The 16,981-nt window shown below is 59.8% G+C and carries 18 protein-coding genes; 10 read left to right on the top strand and 8 right to left on the bottom strand.

Annotated features, from left to right (window positions below; genetic code table 11):
* Positions 1-223: 223 nt before the first annotated feature.
* On the bottom strand, positions 224-1,522 hold the full coding sequence (locus E4P01_RS04805; RefSeq protein ID WP_078822005.1) for a mechanosensitive ion channel family protein: 1,299 nt from the start codon (positions 1,520-1,522) through the stop codon (positions 224-226).
* 192 nt (positions 1,523-1,714) lie between these two features.
* Between E4P01_RS04805 and E4P01_RS04800 the strand changes: the two genes are divergently transcribed.
* On the top strand, positions 1,715-3,061 hold the full coding sequence (locus E4P01_RS04800) for a DEAD/DEAH box helicase (RefSeq protein ID WP_005790219.1): 1,347 nt from the start codon (positions 1,715-1,717) through the stop codon (positions 3,059-3,061).
* Between the two features lie 47 nt (positions 3,062-3,108).
* Here the strand turns inward: E4P01_RS04800 and E4P01_RS04795 are convergent, their stop codons facing one another.
* Positions 3,109-3,384, bottom strand: a complete 276-nt coding sequence (locus E4P01_RS04795; protein WP_216091925.1) for a hypothetical protein — start codon at positions 3,382-3,384, stop codon at positions 3,109-3,111.
* A gap of 153 nt (positions 3,385-3,537) precedes the next feature.
* Here E4P01_RS04795 and E4P01_RS04790 point away from each other — a divergent pair, with 153 nt between their 5' ends.
* Positions 3,538-3,939: a transcriptional regulator gene (locus tag E4P01_RS04790; RefSeq protein ID WP_216091924.1), complete on the top strand. Its 402-nt coding sequence runs from the start codon at positions 3,538-3,540 to the stop codon at positions 3,937-3,939.
* Between the two features lie 38 nt (positions 3,940-3,977).
* Here E4P01_RS04790 and E4P01_RS04785 read toward each other — a convergent pair whose 3' ends face one another.
* The 3 genes from E4P01_RS04785 to E4P01_RS04775 all read right to left on the bottom strand — a co-directional run bounded on the left by E4P01_RS04785 (position 3,978) and on the right by E4P01_RS04775 (position 6,029).
* Positions 3,978-4,847 (bottom strand): DUF6279 family lipoprotein, encoded by an 870-nt coding sequence (locus tag E4P01_RS04785; protein ID WP_216091923.1) that lies wholly within the window; start codon positions 4,845-4,847, stop codon positions 3,978-3,980.
* A gap of 66 nt (positions 4,848-4,913) precedes the next feature.
* Positions 4,914-5,636 carry a TorF family putative porin gene (locus tag E4P01_RS04780; RefSeq protein WP_005790212.1) on the bottom strand — a complete coding sequence of 241 codons (723 nt, stop codon included), beginning with the start codon at positions 5,634-5,636 and terminating at the stop codon, positions 4,914-4,916.
* A 213-nt stretch (positions 5,637-5,849) separates the two neighbouring features.
* Positions 5,850-6,029 (bottom strand): hypothetical protein, encoded by a 180-nt coding sequence (locus E4P01_RS04775; RefSeq protein WP_003193095.1) that lies wholly within the window; start codon positions 6,027-6,029, stop codon positions 5,850-5,852.
* A 322-nt stretch (positions 6,030-6,351) separates the two neighbouring features.
* On the opposite strand from E4P01_RS04775, the gene E4P01_RS04770 reads away from it, so the two are divergent.
* Together E4P01_RS04770 and E4P01_RS04765 are read left to right on the top strand one after the other, a co-directional pair.
* Positions 6,352-7,188, top strand: a complete 837-nt coding sequence (locus E4P01_RS04770) for a S1-like domain-containing RNA-binding protein (protein ID WP_019820451.1) — start codon at positions 6,352-6,354, stop codon at positions 7,186-7,188.
* A gap of 112 nt (positions 7,189-7,300) precedes the next feature.
* Complete coding sequence (locus E4P01_RS04765) at positions 7,301-7,699, top strand: DUF2177 family protein (protein WP_078822000.1); 399 nt, start codon at positions 7,301-7,303, stop codon at positions 7,697-7,699.
* Here the strand turns inward: E4P01_RS04765 and E4P01_RS04760 are convergent.
* Positions 7,643-8,821, bottom strand: a complete 1,179-nt coding sequence (locus tag E4P01_RS04760; RefSeq protein WP_216091922.1) for an MFS transporter — start codon at positions 8,819-8,821, stop codon at positions 7,643-7,645. The genes E4P01_RS04765 and E4P01_RS04760 overlap by 57 nt on opposite strands.
* 104 nt (positions 8,822-8,925) lie before the next feature.
* Here E4P01_RS04760 and E4P01_RS04755 point away from each other — a divergent pair, with 104 nt between their 5' ends.
* The gene (locus E4P01_RS04755) at positions 8,926-9,819 is read left to right on the top strand and encodes a LysR family transcriptional regulator (RefSeq protein WP_032880001.1); all 894 of its coding nucleotides are present in this window, start codon (positions 8,926-8,928) and stop codon (positions 9,817-9,819) included.
* 142 nt (positions 9,820-9,961) lie between these two features.
* Complete coding sequence (locus E4P01_RS28210; RefSeq protein ID WP_003193089.1) at positions 9,962-10,084, top strand: PA1414 family protein; 123 nt, start codon at positions 9,962-9,964, stop codon at positions 10,082-10,084.
* 189 nt (positions 10,085-10,273) lie between these two features.
* On the opposite strand, the gene E4P01_RS04750 is transcribed toward E4P01_RS28210, so the two are convergent.
* Both E4P01_RS04750 and speB read right to left on the bottom strand, forming a co-directional pair.
* Positions 10,274-11,656 carry a sodium:solute symporter gene (locus E4P01_RS04750; RefSeq protein WP_032880003.1) on the bottom strand — a complete coding sequence of 461 codons (1,383 nt, stop codon included), beginning with the start codon at positions 11,654-11,656 and terminating at the stop codon, positions 10,274-10,276.
* Between the two features lie 131 nt (positions 11,657-11,787).
* Complete coding sequence (gene speB / locus E4P01_RS04745; protein WP_032880005.1) at positions 11,788-12,738, bottom strand: agmatinase; 951 nt, start codon at positions 12,736-12,738, stop codon at positions 11,788-11,790.
* A 149-nt stretch (positions 12,739-12,887) separates the two neighbouring features.
* On the opposite strand from speB, the gene E4P01_RS04740 reads away from it, so the two are divergent.
* From E4P01_RS04740 to rlmD, 4 genes are all read left to right on the top strand, one after another.
* Complete coding sequence (locus E4P01_RS04740) at positions 12,888-13,781, top strand: LysR family transcriptional regulator (protein WP_005790200.1); 894 nt, start codon at positions 12,888-12,890, stop codon at positions 13,779-13,781.
* Between the two features lie 7 nt (positions 13,782-13,788).
* Entirely contained in the window at positions 13,789-14,394 is a 606-nt protein-coding gene (locus E4P01_RS04735) for a DTW domain-containing protein (RefSeq protein ID WP_032880007.1), read from the top strand.
* 231 nt (positions 14,395-14,625) lie between these two features.
* Complete coding sequence (gene cysM / locus E4P01_RS04730; RefSeq protein ID WP_003193080.1) at positions 14,626-15,528, top strand: cysteine synthase CysM; 903 nt, start codon at positions 14,626-14,628, stop codon at positions 15,526-15,528.
* Complete coding sequence (rlmD, locus tag E4P01_RS04725) at positions 15,528-16,880, top strand: 23S rRNA (uracil(1939)-C(5))-methyltransferase RlmD (protein ID WP_078821996.1); 1,353 nt, start codon at positions 15,528-15,530, stop codon at positions 16,878-16,880. Before cysM ends, rlmD begins: the two co-directional genes overlap by 1 nt.
* The last annotated feature ends 101 nt before the right edge of the window (positions 16,881-16,981 follow it).

Genomic DNA, 16,981 nt, shown 5'->3' with positions numbered 1-16,981 from the left:
ACCTTGGCCCGCGTCTGAGCTTTGCAGTACTCGATCTTGCGTTTGGCCTTGTCATGGATTCGTTGCCCCATCATATAGCTACTGAGATTCGATTGTGGCTATGGTGGTGACCTCTGGCTTGTCATCGCAGAAATGTGACTCGGTTGTTTGGCACGCTCAAGGCTTGGAAAGAACCCTGGCGTGGCTAGGTTTTCTTTAGACTTCTGAATATTCAATCGTAGTGTTACGTCAGACTTTTCTCCGGCTCAGGCAAATGAGTCGATCCCAACACCGCCGGCAATACGCCGGCGCGCAGGTCGTTGCCACTCGGCTGCTGATACAGGCTCAGCCCGAACTCCGGCAACACCGCCAACAGATAATCGAAAATATCCCCCTGGATCCGCTCGTAATCCGCCCACGCGGTGGTGCGGGTAAAGCAGTAGATCTCCAGCGGCACGCCCTGGGCGGTGGTTTGCATCTGGCGCACCATGCAGGTCATGTTCGGCTGGATGTCCGGGTGGCTTTGCAGATACGCCAGGGCATAGGCGCGGAACGTGCCGAGGTTGGTCATGCGCCGGCGGTTGGCCGACAGTTGCGCGCTGTGGCCCTGGGCCTCGTTCCAGGCCTTGAGTTCGGCCTGTTTGCGACCGATGTAGCCGGTGAGCAGGTGCACCTGGGTCATGCGCACTTCTTCGTCATCGCGCAAAAAGCGCACGCCGCTGGCATCGATGTACAGGCTGCGCTTGATGCGCCGCCCGCCGGAGGCCTGCATACCGCGCCAGTTTTTGAACGACTCGGACATCAAGCGCCAGGTCGGGATGGAAACGATGGTCTTGTCGAAATTCTGCACCTTGACCGTATGCAGGGTGATGTCCACCACATCGCCGTCGGCGCCGACCTGGGGCATTTCGATCCAGTCACCGACCCGCAGCATGTCGTTGCTGGTCAATTGCACACTGGCGACGAACGACAGCAGCGTGTCCTTGTACACCAACAGAATCACCGCCGACATCGCACCCAGGCCCGACAGCAGCAGTAGCGGCGAACGGTCGATCAGGGTGGCGACGATGATGATTGCGCCAAACACGAACAACACCATTTTTGCCAACTGCACATAACCCTTGATCGAGCGGGTGCGTGCGTGTTCGGTGCGTGCGTAGATATCCAGCAGCGCATTGAGCAGGGCACTCATGGCCAGCACCATAAACAGAATGGTGATCGCCAGGGCCACATTGCCGATAAACAGAATGGCGGTCTTGCTCAGGTCAGGTACCAGGTACAGGCCGAACTGGATCACCAGGGACGGCGTCATTTGCGCCAGCCGATGGAAGACTTTGTTATGTCGCAGATCGTTCAGCCAGTGCAGGGCCGGTTGCCGGCCAAGCAATTTGACTGCGTGCAGGATGAGGTAACGCGCTACCCGTCCAACCAGCAATGCCACCACCAGCAGCACCAGCAAGCCGAGGCTGGAATGCAGGACCGGGTGTTCATCGAGGGCGCCCCAAAGGTCTTGGACGTTGAGCCAGAGCTGTTTGATATCCATGAGTGAACCGATTCTTCTGTAAGACAACACGGGCCGATTAGAGCATTTAAGTGCAACAAAGTTGACGCTCTGGACAAAATCGCTCACAAAAAAGCAGCTGATTAGCCCTGTTCGCGTAAAGAAACTCGGTTTGGCCGCCCGAAACCGGTAACCTATGGCGCTGATATTTTGTATTTCTTCGAGGTAGCACCCGTGTTTTCCCAATTCGCCCTGCACGAACGCCTGCTCAAAGCCGTGGCCGAGCTTAAATTTGTCGAGCCTACGCCTGTGCAAGCAGCGGCCATCCCGCTCGCGCTCCAAGGGCGTGACCTGCGGGTGACGGCTCAAACCGGCAGCGGCAAGACCGCCGCTTTCGTCTTGCCGGTTCTGAATCGTCTGATTGGCCCGGCCAAGGTCCGCGTCAGCATCAAGACCCTGATTCTGCTGCCGACCCGCGAGCTGGCCCAGCAGACTCTCAAGGAAGTCGAGCGCTTCTCGCAGTTCACCTTCATCAAGTCCGGCATCATTACCGGCGGCGAAGACTTCAAGGTCCAGGCTGCCATGCTGCGCAAGGTGCCGGACATCCTGATCGGTACCCCGGGGCGCATGATCGAGCAACTCAATGCCGGCAACCTCGACCTCAAGGAAGTCGAAGTACTGGTGCTCGACGAAGCCGACCGTATGCTCGACATGGGCTTTGCCGATGACGTGCAGCGCCTGGTTGCTGAATGCGTCAATCGCCAGCAGACCATGTTGTTCTCCGCCACCACCGGCGGTTCAACCCTGCGCGACATGGTTGCCAAGGTGCTGAACAACCCTGAGCACTTGCAGGTCAACAACGTCAGTGACCTGAACGCAACCACGCGTCAGCAGATCGTGACCGCTGACCATAACGTGCACAAAGAACAGATCCTCAACTGGTTGCTGGCCAACGAGACCTACCAGAAGGCCATCGTGTTCACCAACACCCGTGCCGCCGCCGACCGTATCTACGGGCGTCTGGTCGCGCAGGAATACAAGGCGTTCGTGCTGCACGGCGAGAAAGACCAGAAGGACCGCAAGCTGGCCATCGACCGCCTCAAGGCGGGCGGCGTGAAGATCCTGGTAGCCACCGACGTCGCTGCCCGTGGCCTGGACGTTGATGGCCTGGACCTGGTGATCAACTTCGACATGCCGCGCAGCGGCGACGAATACGTGCACCGTATCGGCCGTACCGGGCGTGCCGGCAACGATGGCCTGGCCATCTCGCTGATCTGCCACGGCGACTGGAACCTGATGTCGAGCATCGAACGCTACCTCAAGCAGTCGTTCGAGCGCCGTACCATCAAGGAAGTCAAAGGCACTTACACCGGGCCGAAGAAGGTCAAGGCGTCGGGCAAGGCCGTTGGCGTGAAGAAGAAAAAGACTGACGCCAAGGGCGACAAAAAGAAAACCGGCGCCAAATCGCCGACCAAGCGCAAGATCGCCAACCGGCCGAAGACCGACAACCTGTCGCTCGTCAGCAAGGACGGCATGGCGCCGCTCAAGCGCCGCAAGCCAGAAGCACCGGCTGCCGAATAAGCAGGTGGGCATAAAAAAACCGGACGATGTCCGGTTTTTTTTCGCCATCAGTTTTGAGTCTTGGCGGCCGCTTCCTTGAGCTCCTTGAGGCGCGCATCGATCAACTGGCACTTGTCGGGAAACTCAGCGCTTTCGGTATCCAGGTCCATCTTCTGCAACTCTGCATTCATCTTCTTGGCCTTGGTCGGGTCCTGCTCTGTGAGCTTGGTCACTTCCTTGGCCAGGGCTTCGCGCTTGGCGGTGGCCTCCTCGGGCGTGCAGGCCCAGGCGGGCAGGGCGCTTAACAGTGTGGCGGCGAGGGTCAGCTTCATCAAGGTTTTCATGGTCGGGCTTCCTTGGCAGTGATGTGCAGTTGAGGCGGCGAACCTCTGGAAAGTTCAGAGAAATGACGCCCGTCCGTTCAGTTGAACGGCCAGTGCCAGGACATGTCACTCCCTTAGACGGGCTAACTCCATCGGCCTGCAGGAGGAATCAGGATGACGACTTACAATTGGGATCTGATCGAACGTCTGCTGCATGAAGTGCAGAACGGCGAGGGCAGCTTTGCCCCGCGTAAATACGCCGAGCAGGAAGCCGCCGATAAGGCGACGGCTGGCGAGGACACCGGGAACCTGGATGCGCTGAAAAAAACCGCTGCGGACTACGAGGCGTTGTTGTTAAAGCGCGGGTTTATTGAGTCGCGCCCCGAAGAGGAAGGCGGCAATGGTGAAAACTTCATCTTGACCGCGCGCGGTGCAAGCCTGTTGGCGTTGATCGACAGTTCGATTCCTGGCCATGAGCATCCCCGCCAAGTGATGAACGAGCAGGAGGACGCGCTGGATGAAGCGACCTTCGATCAAGTCGCTTCCAAAGCTGCGATTGCCGGTGGCTCTATATAACTCCTGAGTCCAATAGGATGGGAGCCAGCCTCCCATCCCTATTGATTTGCACCGGCTTTGAGGCATTTAAGCGCTTTGAAATCGCCCCGTACGCCGTCGATTTTTTGCCTCAGCTTCTGACGTTGTTGCTCGGTGCTCTCAGCCATCAGGTCCACGATCAGACTGCGCGCCGCCGCTTCGGTCTGGGCATAGGCAGCGCGGTATTCAGGCGTCCATAGGCTCTCCCTGTCCACCAGCAAACGTTGCATTTTCTGCGGGAAGTCGGCGTCGTGGCGGTGTTCAACGGCCTCGATAAACTGCGCCTGCCAATGGGCGCGGTTGCCGATCCACGCCTGGTTCTGTTCGCCCAAAGCGTTGGACCACGCCGTTACACGGTTTTGCTGGCTGGCGCTCAGCGGGCCGATCCAGGCATCCAGGCGCTTGCTCATGCGCTGGGCGCGTTCCTTGATCTGCTGGGCCAGCGGCGGTTTGAGGTATTCATCCTGGCGTTTGCGCAGGTCTTTGGCCAGGGCGTCGCTCATGTCCTTGACCTGTTGATCATCCAGACCCTGCAGCAACTGCACGGCGGACGGGGTGATCTCCCGCGCGATCTCGGCAATCGCCTGCTTGGTTTCCACGGTTCGGGTTTGCAGCGCGGCGTCAGTGATTTGCTGGCTGTCGACCATGTGCTGCAGGCGGTCGAGCCAGTCCAGGTAGCCCGGCAATTGCGTGGTGCAATGCCAGGCCAGGTGCTCCTTGAGGGTGTCGTTGAACCAGCTCTTCTGCCCGGTATTCATGTCCAGGTAGTCGTTGAGGGTCCAGGGGATGATCACGTCGAGATTGCGGTAGGCCAGGCCCACGCGATTGCAGCCGGCGAGCACCAGGCTCAGGGTCAGCAGTACCATCAGGAGTTTGAGCCGGCGCAACATGGGCGAGTCCTTGCACGGATGGGGTTAATGCATGTGAACCAGCGCGGGGTGCGACAGTTCAGCCCATCAATAAAACGGCCGGACGGCCTTCAAGGTCAACAGGCCGTCACATTGCGAGTTGTGTCCGGAGTAGGCCGAGCAGTCACCGCCGCTGAGGCTGGAGTCGCTGTAGATCAGATCCAGGTCGATGCCTTTCCAGGCCCGGGAGAATTGCACCGACCAGTCGCTGAAACTGCTGATGGCGCCGTTTTCCACCGACACCGGTGTGCCCAATTGGTGGGTGGTGTATTTCATGCTTACGCCGATACCGAAGGGCTGGGTGCCGCCGAGGTCGGCGAACAGCGTGCTGTCCTGGCGGTCGGGGTCGTTGCTGAAGGACACGCCGAAGCGGTTGCCCAACAGGTTCAGGCCGCCGTAGAACTCCTGGCTGTCGAGGGGGCTGACCTTGGGGTAGCTGTAGTGAATCAAGCCCACTTCATAGCCCAGGGTCTGGTCGAAAGGGCGTTTGAAACCCAGGTAGGAGTCAACTTCGAGATTGTTGGCCGACGACAGGCCCATATTCGGTGAAAACTGGCCGAAATACAGGCCGCTGTCGTGGGTAAGGTCCAGGCCTCCGTGGAACGAGTCACTGCCAGGGGAGGTGGGCTTGACCAGGCCCTGGGCCATGCTACGGCTGGGGGTAGTGCCCAATTTCAGGTCGAAGTCGCCCAGTTCACGCTGAAAAATCTGCGCTTCGGCCAAAGGGCTGGCGATCAGAATGCTGACCAGGAAAATACAGCGTTTAAGCATGCTTCACTCCATGAAAAGCGAGGAGCAGTAACGGATGGGTTCGAGCAGATGCCCGTGCTAGACGTGTGCAAGGATACCGGCGAATGCCAGGCATTGAGGCCCGTTCGTCGATTAGCTTAATATTGAAGGGTGTACGAGGGTGTTTCCAACTCTAGTCCTAGCGCCTTGAAGGCAAGACGCTTAGGGACCAGATGCAGTGCGCGGGTAGGACGATTACTTCTTGCCCAGGCTGATCTGCTTGGACGGGCCGAAAGTCTGGCCGCTCACGCCCTTGGCAATTTGCTGGATTTCGCCGCCGGACTTGAGGAAAGCAGCAATCTGGCTGTTGATCGATTCGCTGGTTTCAACGGCGGGAGCTGGCTTTGCTTTGCTGTTGGATGCTTTTACACGCATGGCGGCCACTAACCTGTAGAGAATTAACTTGGCCAGGCATCGTACAGGAAATACTTGACAATTGCTTGGCAAATATCCCCTGAGAATATAGGCCAAGCTGGGAAAGAGCCCAGGTTTAATGATGAAATAAGCCGCTAACTTACTGTTTTAGCTCGAAACCATGGGCGTGTGCGAGGTTGGCGGCCCGGAAAAATTCAACCGATTGATCAGACGAGCGGGGCGATGCCAATAGAACGCCATGCCAGCCCGCGATTTTTCAGGCGCGCGCGCGTGCAGGGCCCAACTCGGGTAGAATGCCGCCCACGCAATGAGGGTATTGGAAATGGCTTTAGTCGGGCGCTACAACAGCTTGCAAGTGGTCAAGCACACTAACTTTGGTTTGTACCTCGATGGTGCGCAAGACGGCGAAATCCTCTTGCCCAATCGGTATATCCCTAAAGATATTCCCAGTGAAGATGAAGACTGGCTCAATGTTTTCATTTACCTGGACAGCGATGACAAACTTATCGCCACCACTGAAAAACCCAAAGTTCAAGTCGGCGAATTTGCCAGTTTGAAAGTTGTGGAAGTCAACAGTATCGGGGTGTTCCTCGACTGGGGCCTGCCAAAGGATCTGCTGCTGCCGTATTCGGAAGAAAAGCGCCAGCTGACGGCGGGTGAATATTGCGTGGTGCACGTCTATCTGGACAAACACACCAAGCGCATCACCGCCACCGCACGTCTTGACCGCTACCTGGACAAGACGCCAGCCAACTACCAGGTGGGCCAGGAAGTCGATCTGCTGGTGGCTGAAGCCACGGACATGGGCTTCAAGGCAATCATCAACAACAAGCACTGGGGCCTGATCCACAAGAACGAAGTGTTCAAGTTCCTGCGCCCGGGCAAGGAAGAAAAAGGCTTCATCAAGGAGATTCGCGCCGATGGCAACATCAGCCTGAGCCTGCAACCGGTCGGCCAGGAAGCGGCCTCCAGCCTCAACTCCAAGATCCTCGCCAAGTTGCGTGACAACAACGGCACCCTGCCGGTCAGCGACAAAAGCGATCCGGCGGTGATCAGCAACTTGTTCGGCGTCAGCAAAGGCAACTTTAAAAAGGCCATTGGTGCGCTCTACAAGCAAGGCCAGATCGTGATTCACGCCGACCGCATTGAACTAAGCTGATCGCGCCTGGCTCTCTGTAGGAGCGAGCTTGCTCGCGAAAATATTCCACGCGCAGTGTGGCGTCGGATGTACGTTTTTCGCGAGCAAGCTCGCTCCTACAAAGGCTCGTGTCATGTCCAAGAGACCGCTCTTCGCCTACCTCGGCACCTTGTTTACCTTCCTGGTCCTCGACGGCCTCTGGCTCGGCGTGTTGATGGGCCCCACCTACAAATCCCTGCTCGGCCCGCTGATGCTTGATCAGCCGCGCCTGTTGCCTGCGGTGTTGTTCTATCTGCTGTATGTCCTCGGTTGTGTGGTGTTCGTGGTCTTGCCCAGTGCCAGTTGGCAACGTGCTGCGCGGTTGGGCGCACTGCTGGGCCTGGTGGCCTATGGCACTTATGATTTGAGCAATTGGGCCACGCTTCAGGGCTGGTCCGCCGGGCTCGCGGTGATGGACATGGCGTGGGGCACCTGTTTAACCGCCCTGTGCTGCACCGTCGGCCACCTGTGTGCACGGCGTGTGCATCGGTAGTTGGCGGTTGATCAAGACCGAGCCTGCCACCAACAACCCGGCACCGGCGACGATCAACGCCGGGTGCAGACCACCACTGAGGTGACTGCTCATCGAGGCCAGTAGCGGACCGCTCAGTTGGCCGATGGCAAAGCTGGCGGTCAGTAGCCCTGTGCTGCGTTGGTAGCCGTTGGGTGCAACCTCGCGCAGGCGCGCCATTACCAGTTGCATGCAGGCCAGGAAGGGCGCGCCGCACAACAACACGCCCAGCGCAAGGCCCCAACCGTTACCGAGCAGGCAGGCGAAGACCCCGGCCGCTTGCAGCCACAAGGTCACGATCAGCCATCGGCGCGTGGTGTCCGGGCTCTTGCGGCGCAGACTTGCCACCACCACACCTACAGCGGCAGCCAGGCCGAAGCAGGGCCAGAACAGATCGGCCTGCCAGGCTCCGTTGAACTGTGCGTTGGCCATCTGCGACAGAAAGGTCGCGGGGATGATGTAGCCCAGGCCGAACAGGAAATAGATCCAGCACAGATGCGCGATGCTGCCGTTGTTGCTTGCACGGGTTTCAGCAGGCGCCGTGAGGGTTGGCTTGGGTAAAAAGGGCAGGATCGCCAGCAGCATCACCAGGGCAACGATGCCATAGACCAGCCACAGAATGGCGGAGCCTTGCCCCAGCAAGTTCGAGCCCAGCGCCAGCAGCCCCGTCAGCGCAATCCCAAGTCCCGGCCCGGCAAATACCAGCGCACCCAGACGCGGCCGGCCGGCGGCGATCGCCAGCGGCTGGCTCAGGCTGGTAATCATCACCAGAGCCCAGGCGCTGGCCACGCCGGTTCCGAAGCGCAACAGCAAGTGCGGCCAGAACCCATGGGCCCAGTACGACGCCAGCGTCAGCAGGACGCAGAGCCACAACCCGCCATAAAGGCGGCCGCGTACATGATGATGGCTGCGAGCAAAGATCGAATCCACCGCGCCCACACAGTAGCCCAAGTAATTGGCGGCCGCGATCAGCCCGGCATCCGCCAGGTCGACCTGACCTTCGCTGAGTAAATGCGGCATTTGCGGGGTCAGGGCGAAGCGGCCAATGCCCATGGCCATCATCAGGGCGATAAAGCTGGCGAGTAAACGAATCTGCGGTGACATGCTTAGGTTTCCTACAGGAAAGCGAATGACTTGTAGGCTAAGGCGGATTGACTTTCTGTAAAATTGAATAATAGTGAGTAACTTGTTCAGTTTTGGAGAAAGGTATGGAGTTCAGTCAATTGCGGATTTTCCAGGCCGTGGCGGAAGAGGGCTCCATCACCCGCGCCGCTGAACGTTTGCACCGCGTGCCATCGAACTTGTCGACCCGCCTCAAGCAGATGGAGGAGCAACTGGGAGTCGAGCTGTTTGTGCGTGAGCGCCAGCGGTTGCAGCTTTCTCCTGCGGGTAAAGTGCTGCTGGACTACAGCACTCGGCTGCTGGCGCTGCATGACGAAGCTCACAGCGCCGTACAAGGCGGGCAACCGGCTGGTGATTTTGTGCTGGGCAGCATGTACAGCACCGCCGCGGTGCATTTGCCCAAGCTGCTGGCGCGCTATCACAGGACTTACCCCATGGTGAACCTGCAAGTGCAGTCGGCGCCCAGCGGGGAGCTGCTGGAAGGTTTGATTACCGGACGGCTGGACGCAGCGTTTGTGGACGGTCCGCTGACCATCGCGACCCTGGATGGCGTACCGTTGTGCGAAGAGCGCCTGGTATTGATTTGCGAAGCCGATCACCCACCGGTGCGCGGGCCCCAGGACGTTGCCGGGCGATCTGTGTTCACGTTCCGACGCAGCTGCGCCTATCGCACGCGCCTGGAAACCTGGTTTTCCCACGAGCATGTGGCCATGGGGCGGGCTATCGAGATCGAGTCCTATCAAGGGATGCTCGCGTGTGTGATCGCCGGTTCGGGGGTGGCGTTGATGTCGCAATCGATGCTCGACAGCCTGCCAGGCAAGGACAGCGTGTCCGTTCATCCGCTGACCGGGCCTTTTGCCACTGCGACCACCTGGCTGATGTGGCGAAAGGGTATGCTCGGCGCTAACCTCAATGCATGGATCGACCTGCAGCACGAAGGCAGCCCGGCAAGCCTGGCAGATACGCGCGCCATCGCTTGAGCGATTCGTCAGGATTTGGATCAATCCAGTAATAGTTAGTTGTGGTTTCGTTCAAGCATTACCCAGGACTTAGGGCTACTATCTCTGTAGGAAACGGCGACAAAACTCACGCCGACCAGCACTACCCTCAAAGGGGGCAACCATGAAAGAGAAAATCCAAAACTGGCTCCACGATCTTGGCGTTGCGCTGGGCTTGATCGAGCCACCGCTGCAACCGGTGCCGATCCGCACGGACGATGAGCAGCGCCGGCCCCGTCGCCGCTGAGTATCAGGCCCAAACAATATGGGAAATGTGGGAGCGGACTTGCTCGCGAATACGGTGCATCAGCCGGTAAATGGTTGAATGACACACCGCATTCGCGAGCAAGTCCGCTCCCACAATTATTTTGTGCAGGGCAAAAAAAACGGGTGCGAACACCAACGTCGCACCCGCTGAAGAAATTATCCTAATCGCTCAAGCCGCCCGAGCCGCCACGGTATCCGGTTTGCGCGACAACACACTCACCAGCACAAAACTCACCAGGGCTACCGCCAGGCTGCAGTAAATCGGTGTGTTTGCATCCAACCCATCCTTGAACATAAATACCAGCGCGGTTACGAAACCCAGCGCCATGGACGTGATCGCGCCCGAGGTGGTGGCTCGCTTCCAGAATATCGCGCCAATCAGAGGTACCAACATACCGCCCACCAACAGGTTATAGGCCAGGGTCAGCGCGCTGATCACGTCATTCACCACCAGTGCGATGCCCAATACGGCAACACCGGTCATCAGGGTGAACACGCGGTTGATGCCCAGGCTCGATTGCTTGCCACCGCGCAGCCGTGGCAGCAGGTCTTCGGTCAACACGGTGGACGCAGCGAGCAGGCCGGCGCTGGCGGTGGACATCATCGCCGCCAGGGCAGCCGCAATCACCAGGCCACGAATACCGTCCGGTAACGAGGCTTTGACGATGGCGGCAAAGGCATTGTTGACGTTATCCAGGTCCGGGATCAGCACGTGAGCCGCCATGCCAATCAGGGCGCAGGCCAGGCCGTAGAGAATGCAGTAGAAACCGGCGAAAGTGCCCGCGTACTGGGCGACCTTTTCATCACGGGCGGTGAATACTCGCTGCCAGATATCCTGGCCGATCAGGATGCCGAAGAAGTAGATCATGAAGTAAGTGATGATCGTGTCCCAACCGATCGCGGTAAAGCTGAAGTTCGACGCCGGCAGCTTGGCCACCAGTTCATCCCAGCCGCCGACGCGGTACAGGCAGATCGGCAGCAGGATGAACATCAGGCCGACGGTCTTGATCACAAATTGCACGATATCGGTCAGGGTCAGCGACCACATGCCACCGATGGTTGAATACACCACCACCACACCGCCGCCTACCAGCACCGACATCCAGAACGGCAAGTCGAACAGCACTTGCAATACGGTGCCGATTGCCAGGATCGAGGTCACGCCGATCATCAGTGCATAGGCCAGCATGATCACAGCGCTGGCCTGGCGCGCCATGGGGTTGTAGCGTTTTTCCAGGACCTGGGTCACGGTGAAGATTTTCAGCTTCAGCAGCGGCTTGGCCAGGAACAGGTTCAGCGCAATGATCCCGGCGCCCAGCGCGGCGCACAGCCAGAAACCTGAAATGCCGTGCACATAACCCAAGCGCACGGTGCCGACGGTGGAGGCGCCGCCCAATACCGTGGCGGCCATGGTGCCCATGTACAGCGATGGGCCGAGGTTACGGCCCGCCACCAGATAGTCTTCGTGGGTTTTGGCGCGGCGCATACCGTAGTAGCCAAGCACGAGCATACCGGCGGCGTAGATGAGTACGACGAATAAATCCAAAGCCATGACGGTGATTCTCCGATTATCTTTTTTATGGGCGATCAAGCGGCAGCCGGCTCGGTCAACACGCGAGCGAAGGTCAGGTATATCGTTGGACGGGGATCTGCGCGATCCCCTTGATTGTTATCGTGAAGGCATCAGCGATGCGCGACGCCAGGCAATACGCAGAGCATCTCGTACAGCAAGTTGGCGCCCAGCAGCGAGGTGTTGCCGGTGGTGTCATAGGGCGGCGAAACTTCCACCAGATCACAACCAATCAGGTCCAGGCCCTGGCAGCCACGGATGATCTCGATCGCCTGGATGGTGGTCAGCCCGCCGATTTCCGGGGTGCCGGTGCCGGGTGCCCAGGCGGGATCGATGCCGTCGATATCGAAGCTGAGGTACACCGGGCCGCCGCCGACTTTCTCCCGCACTTGGGCCATCAACGGGGCCAGGGAGTGGTGCCAGCATTCTTCGGCCTGGACCACGCGAAAGCCTTGCTTGCGGCTCCAGTTGAAGTCTTCGGCGGTGTAGCCCTGGGCACGCAGGCCGATCTGCACCACGCGGTCGCAATCGAGCAACCCTTCTTCCACGGCGCGGCGGAAGGTGGTGCCGTGGGCGATTTTTTCGCCGAACATATGGTCGTTGACGTCGGCATGGGCATCGATGTGCACCAGCCCGACCTTGCCGTGTTTCTTGTGGATCGCCCGCAGGATCGGCAGGGTGATGGTGTGGTCGCCGCCCAGGGTCAGGGGGATCACGTCGTGCTCGAGGATTTCATCGTAGGCCTCTTCGATGATGCGCACGGCGTCGAGCAGGTTGAAGGTGTTGATCGCCACGTCGCCGATGTCGGCCACTGACAGTGAGTCGAACGGTGCCGCCCCGGTGGCCATGTTGTAGGGGCGGATCATCACCGACTCGGCGCGGATTTCCCGAGGCCCGAAGCGTGTGCCGGCGCGCAGCGAGGTGCCGATATCCAGGGGCACGCCGATAAAGGCAGCGTCCAGACCCTTGGCCGTTTGCAGGTGGGGAAGACGCATCATGGTGGCGATGCCGGCGAAGCGCGGCATTTCGTTGCCGCCCAGTGGTTGGTGGAAAATCTTGTCCACGGGATTGCCTCATCGTTGTTTTGTTTATTGATGGCCGATTCTGCGAAAAGCCCGGGGCAGGAAGAATCGGCAGGGGCAAATACTTAGTTCAGATTTTTCTAAACTAATGCAGGGAGGTAGACTGCATGCATCCCTGTCCGGAACCGACCATGGCCAACGCCTTGCCCGACCTGAAACTCCTGCGCATCTTCGTCAGCGTCGTGCGCCACCAGGGGTTCGCCAATGCCCAGCACGAACTCAACCTGTCGACGTCGGCCATCAGCACGTATATGAGCCAACTCGAATCCGCGCTGGGCCTGGTGCTGTGCCATCGAGGACGTGGCGGCTTCAGCCTGACCAGCAAAGGCGAGCTGTTTCATCAGGAAACCCTGCGCCTGTTGGGCGAGCTCGAGGGCTTCGAGCAATACGCCGCCGCGCTCAAAGGCGAGTTGCGCGGCACGCTCAAGCTGGGCGTGCTTGATTCCACCGTCAGCGACAAGGCCCTGCCATTCGCCGAAGTGATTGGCGCCTACAGCCTGGAACATCCGGCGGTTCACCTGAATCTGTCGGTGATGAGCCCCTACGAACTGCAACTGGGCGTACAGGACAACCGCCTGGACCTGGCAATCGGTGCGTTCTCCAACCGTATGAGCGGGCTGATCTATATGCCGCTGTACCGCGAACAGCACTGGCTGTATTGCAGCAACCGGCACCCGCTGTTCAGCGAGCGGCGTATTCCCGAACAGGTCATCACTCAGCAACGTATGGTCGGCCGCGGCTACTGGAGCCAGGCCGAACTGGCGCGCCACGGCTTCAAACACAGCGCCGCGACCGTGGAAAGTATGGAAGCGCAGTTGATCCTGGTATTGTCCGGCGCCTACATCGGTTACCTGCCCGAACACTACGCCCAGGCCTGGGCCGACAAGGGTGACCTGCGCGTGTTACTGCCGGCGACCTTCGGCTACCAGGCGCCGTTCTCGATGATCATGCGCCGTGGTCGTAGCCGTGAACCGCTGATCCAGACCTTCCGCGACTTGCTCAAGACCCAGCTTAACCAGGCCTGAAAAAACCATGTCCAGACCCCAATGCCCGCAATGCTTGCGGCCGACCACTCATTGCCTCTGTGCACTGATCCCGACCCTCGACAGCCGCACTCGCGTGTTGCTGTTGCAGCACCCGAGCGAGGTCGGCCATGCGCTCAATACCGCGAGGTTGGCGGCGTTGGGCTTGAATAATGCGCAGTTGGTGGTGGGGGAGGTGTTTGATGATCTGGCGACGTTATTAAACCCGCCTGGTTATCGGGCGCGGCTGTTGTTTCCGGCGGATGACGCCGAGCCGCTGCGCGCTTATGCACCTGACGATCAGCCATTGTTATTGGTGGTTCCCGATGGCACCTGGCGCAAGGCGCGCAAGCTGTTGCACCTCAACCCTTTGCTGGCGGCGTTGCCCCGGGTGACATTGGCCCTAGGCGGCGTTTCCCGCTATCGCTTGCGCAAGGCGCCGGGGCCTGGTGCCTTGTCGACGGTTGAAGCAATCACGCAAGCGTTGCAGGTATTGGAAGCTCCACTATCGTTCGAGCCGCTGCTCAAACCCTTTGAAGCGCTGATCGAAGGGCAGATTGCTGCGATGGGGGATGAGGTATTCCAGAGAAATCATGGTGAAGGGCAGAAGGATTAGCAGGTTTGACGAGGCGCGCCCATCGGGAGCAAGCCCCCTCCCACAGTCGATCGCGTTCCTGCATAAAAATGCGGTCCAATGTGGGAGGGGGCTTGCCCCCGATGGAGCCCTCACAGTCAACACTTTAATGGCTTATGCCTTTAAGCCATAAGCACCGCACTTTGCGTGATATGGCCCGCCGGCCTTTCCCGGTATGATGTCCGCCCCCGCAGTCTGGATTGCGAATACGCCATGACCTTGCAGTACCCCACAATCGCCGATTGCGTCGGCAACACGCCCCTGGTCCGCTTGCAACGCATGGCGGGTGAAACCAGCAATACCCTGTTGCTCAAACTCGAAGGCAACAACCCGGCCGGCTCCGTCAAGGACCGCCCGGCGCTGTCGATGATCGCCCGCGCCGAGTTGCGCGGGCAGATCAAGCCAGGCGACACCCTGATTGAAGCCACCTCGGGTAACACCGGGATCGCCCTGGCCATGGCCGCCGCGATCAAAGGCTACAAGATGGTGCTGATCATGCCCGACAACGGCAGTGCCGAGCGCAAGGCGGCGATGACCGCTTACGGTGCCCAGCTGATCCTGGTCACCCAGGAAGAAGGCATGGAAGGCGCCCGTGACCTCGCCGAGCGTATGGCCGCCGAAGGCCGTGGCGTGGTGCTGGACCAGTTCGCCAACGGTGACAATCCCGAGGCGCACTACACCAGCACCGGCCCGGAAATCTGGCGCCAGACCCAGGGCACCATTACCCATTTCGTCAGTTCCATGGGCACCACCGGCACCATCATGGGCAACTCGCGCTACCTGAAGGAGCAGAACCCTGCGATCCAGATCGTCGGTCTGCAACCGATGGAAGGCGCGGCCATCCCCGGTATCCGCCGCTGGCCCGAAGAGTACTTGCCGAAGATCTACAACGCGACGCGAGTAGACCGCATCATCGACATGGCCCAGCGCGAAGCCGAAGACACTACGCGCCGTCTGGCCCGTGAAGAAGGCATCTTCTGCGGCGTGTCCTCCGGCGGCGCTGTGGCCGGTATGTTGCGCTTGTCCAAAGAAGTGGAAAACGCGGTGATCGTCGCGATCATCTGTGACCGAGGCGACCGCTACCTGTCGACCGGCATCTTCGACGAACCCAACTGATGGCCAAGCACGAGAGAGGCCTGCGCTTCCAGCCGACAGGCGGCAGCCGGGCCCCGCAGATCCCGGTGGGCAAGAAACAGCGCCTGACCATCGAGCGCCTGGCCAATGATGGCCGTGGCATTGTGTTCTTTGAAGGCCGCACCTGGTTTGTGAATGGCGCGCTGGCCGGCGAAGAAGTCGAAGCGCGGGTGTTGGGCGCCCATGGCAAAGTGGTTGAGGCCCGCACCGAGCGGGTGTTCAAGGCCAGTGAGCTACGGCGCCCGGCACCCTGCGCCCACGTTGGCCGCTGCGGCGGTTGCAGCGTGCAGCATCTGCCCCATGATCAGCAACTTGCCCTGAAACAGCGCATGCTCGCCGAGCAGTTGTCGCGGGTGGCAGGTGTCGAACCGCAAGAGTGGGCGCCGCCGTTGAGCGGGCCGGAGTTCGGTTACCGGCGTCGCGCCCGTGTGGCCGTACGTTGGGACGCCAAGGCGAAGAAACTCGAAGTGGGTTTTCGCGCCGTGGCCAGTCAGGACATCGTCGCTATCGACGATTGCCCGGTGCTGGTACAAGCCTTGCAACCGATCATGCAGCGCTTGCCGAATATGCTGCGTCGCCTGAGCAAACCGCAGGCGCTGGGGCATGTGGAGCTGTTCAGTGGTTCGTCCATCGCCGTTTTGCTGCGGCATATGGCACCGCTGTCCGAAGCAGACCTGCTGATCCTTAAAGAATTCTGTACCTTCCATGAGGCCCAATTGTGGCTGCATGGCGAGGGCCAGCCGGAACCTGCCGAGCCCGACCAGGCCCTGGGGTTTCGCCTGGATGCGTGGAATCTGGAACTGGCTTACCGGCCGGGAGATTTTGTGCAGGTCAACGCCGGGGTCAATCAGGCGATGGTTGCCCAGGCATTGGAGTGGCTGGCGCCACAAGCCGACGAACGGGTGCTGGACCTGTTTTGCGGCCTTGGCAACTTCGCCTTGCCGCTGGCGCGCCAGGTGCGCGAAGTGGTGGCGGTAGAGGGTGTGCAGACCATGGTGGACCGTGCGGCACTCAATGCCGCGAGCAACCATTTGCCTAACGTGCAGTTCTTTCAGGCCGACCTGTCTCAGCCTTTGACTGACGCGCCATGGGCCAAACAGGGCTTTTCTGCGGTACTCTTGGACCCACCCCGCGATGGTGCCCAAGAGGTTGTGCGCAAGCTCGCCACCCTTGGAGCCAAGCGCCTGGTGTATGTGTCCTGTAACCCAGCTACGCTGGCGCGGGACACGGTTGAGTTGGTCAAGCAAGGCTACCGGCTAAAGCGTGCCGGGATTCTCGACATGTTTCCGCAGACTGCGCATGTCGAGGCCATGGCGTTATTTGAAGCGGGCTAGGATGCCCGTTTAATCCGACTGGCCTGCGTTCTCCAAGGCCTTGGTACTGCTACGGAGCTCGCAGTAAAAGTCGGCGATGATTTTGGCGCATCAAAGGTGCG

The sequence above is a fragment of the Pseudomonas sp. NCIMB 10586 genome (assembly GCF_023127895.1).
Taxonomy (GTDB): Bacteria; Pseudomonadota; Gammaproteobacteria; order Pseudomonadales; family Pseudomonadaceae; genus Aquipseudomonas; species Aquipseudomonas synxantha_A.
The sequence above is the reverse complement of the archived record's forward strand: the minus strand, read 5'-3'. Positions and strand labels throughout refer to the sequence as shown.

Bases quoted from the DNA above. Each gene is read 5' to 3' on its own strand.
- E4P01_RS04760 (WP_216091922.1), bottom strand. From the start codon at position 8,821: ATGTCACCGCAGATTCGTTTACTCGCCAGCTTTATCGCCCTGATGATG.
- E4P01_RS04765 (WP_078822000.1), top strand. From the start codon at position 7,301: ATGTCCAAGAGACCGCTCTTCGCCTACCTCGGCACCTTGTTTACCTTC.
- E4P01_RS04780 (WP_005790212.1), bottom strand. From the start codon at position 5,636: ATGCTTAAACGCTGTATTTTCCTGGTCAGCATTCTGATCGCCAGCCCT.
- E4P01_RS04805 (WP_078822005.1), bottom strand. From the start codon at position 1,522: ATGGATATCAAACAGCTCTGGCTCAACGTCCAAGACCTTTGGGGCGCC.
- E4P01_RS04790 (WP_216091924.1), top strand. From the start codon at position 3,538: ATGACGACTTACAATTGGGATCTGATCGAACGTCTGCTGCATGAAGTG.
- E4P01_RS04795 (WP_216091925.1), bottom strand. From the start codon at position 3,384: ATGAAAACCTTGATGAAGCTGACCCTCGCCGCCACACTGTTAAGCGCC.
- E4P01_RS28210 (WP_003193089.1), top strand. From the start codon at position 9,962: ATGAAAGAGAAAATCCAAAACTGGCTCCACGATCTTGGCGTTGCGCTG.
- E4P01_RS04775 (WP_003193095.1), bottom strand. From the start codon at position 6,029: ATGCGTGTAAAAGCATCCAACAGCAAAGCAAAGCCAGCTCCCGCCGTT.
- E4P01_RS04755 (WP_032880001.1), top strand. From the start codon at position 8,926: ATGGAGTTCAGTCAATTGCGGATTTTCCAGGCCGTGGCGGAAGAGGGC.
- E4P01_RS04740 (WP_005790200.1), top strand. From the start codon at position 12,888: ATGGCCAACGCCTTGCCCGACCTGAAACTCCTGCGCATCTTCGTCAGC.
- E4P01_RS04750 (WP_032880003.1), bottom strand. From the start codon at position 11,656: ATGGCTTTGGATTTATTCGTCGTACTCATCTACGCCGCCGGTATGCTC.
- cysM (WP_003193080.1), top strand. From the start codon at position 14,626: ATGACCTTGCAGTACCCCACAATCGCCGATTGCGTCGGCAACACGCCC.
- E4P01_RS04770 (WP_019820451.1), top strand. From the start codon at position 6,352: ATGGCTTTAGTCGGGCGCTACAACAGCTTGCAAGTGGTCAAGCACACT.
- E4P01_RS04735 (WP_032880007.1), top strand. From the start codon at position 13,789: ATGTCCAGACCCCAATGCCCGCAATGCTTGCGGCCGACCACTCATTGC.
- rlmD (WP_078821996.1), top strand. From the start codon at position 15,528: ATGGCCAAGCACGAGAGAGGCCTGCGCTTCCAGCCGACAGGCGGCAGC.
- E4P01_RS04785 (WP_216091923.1), bottom strand. From the start codon at position 4,847: ATGTTGCGCCGGCTCAAACTCCTGATGGTACTGCTGACCCTGAGCCTG.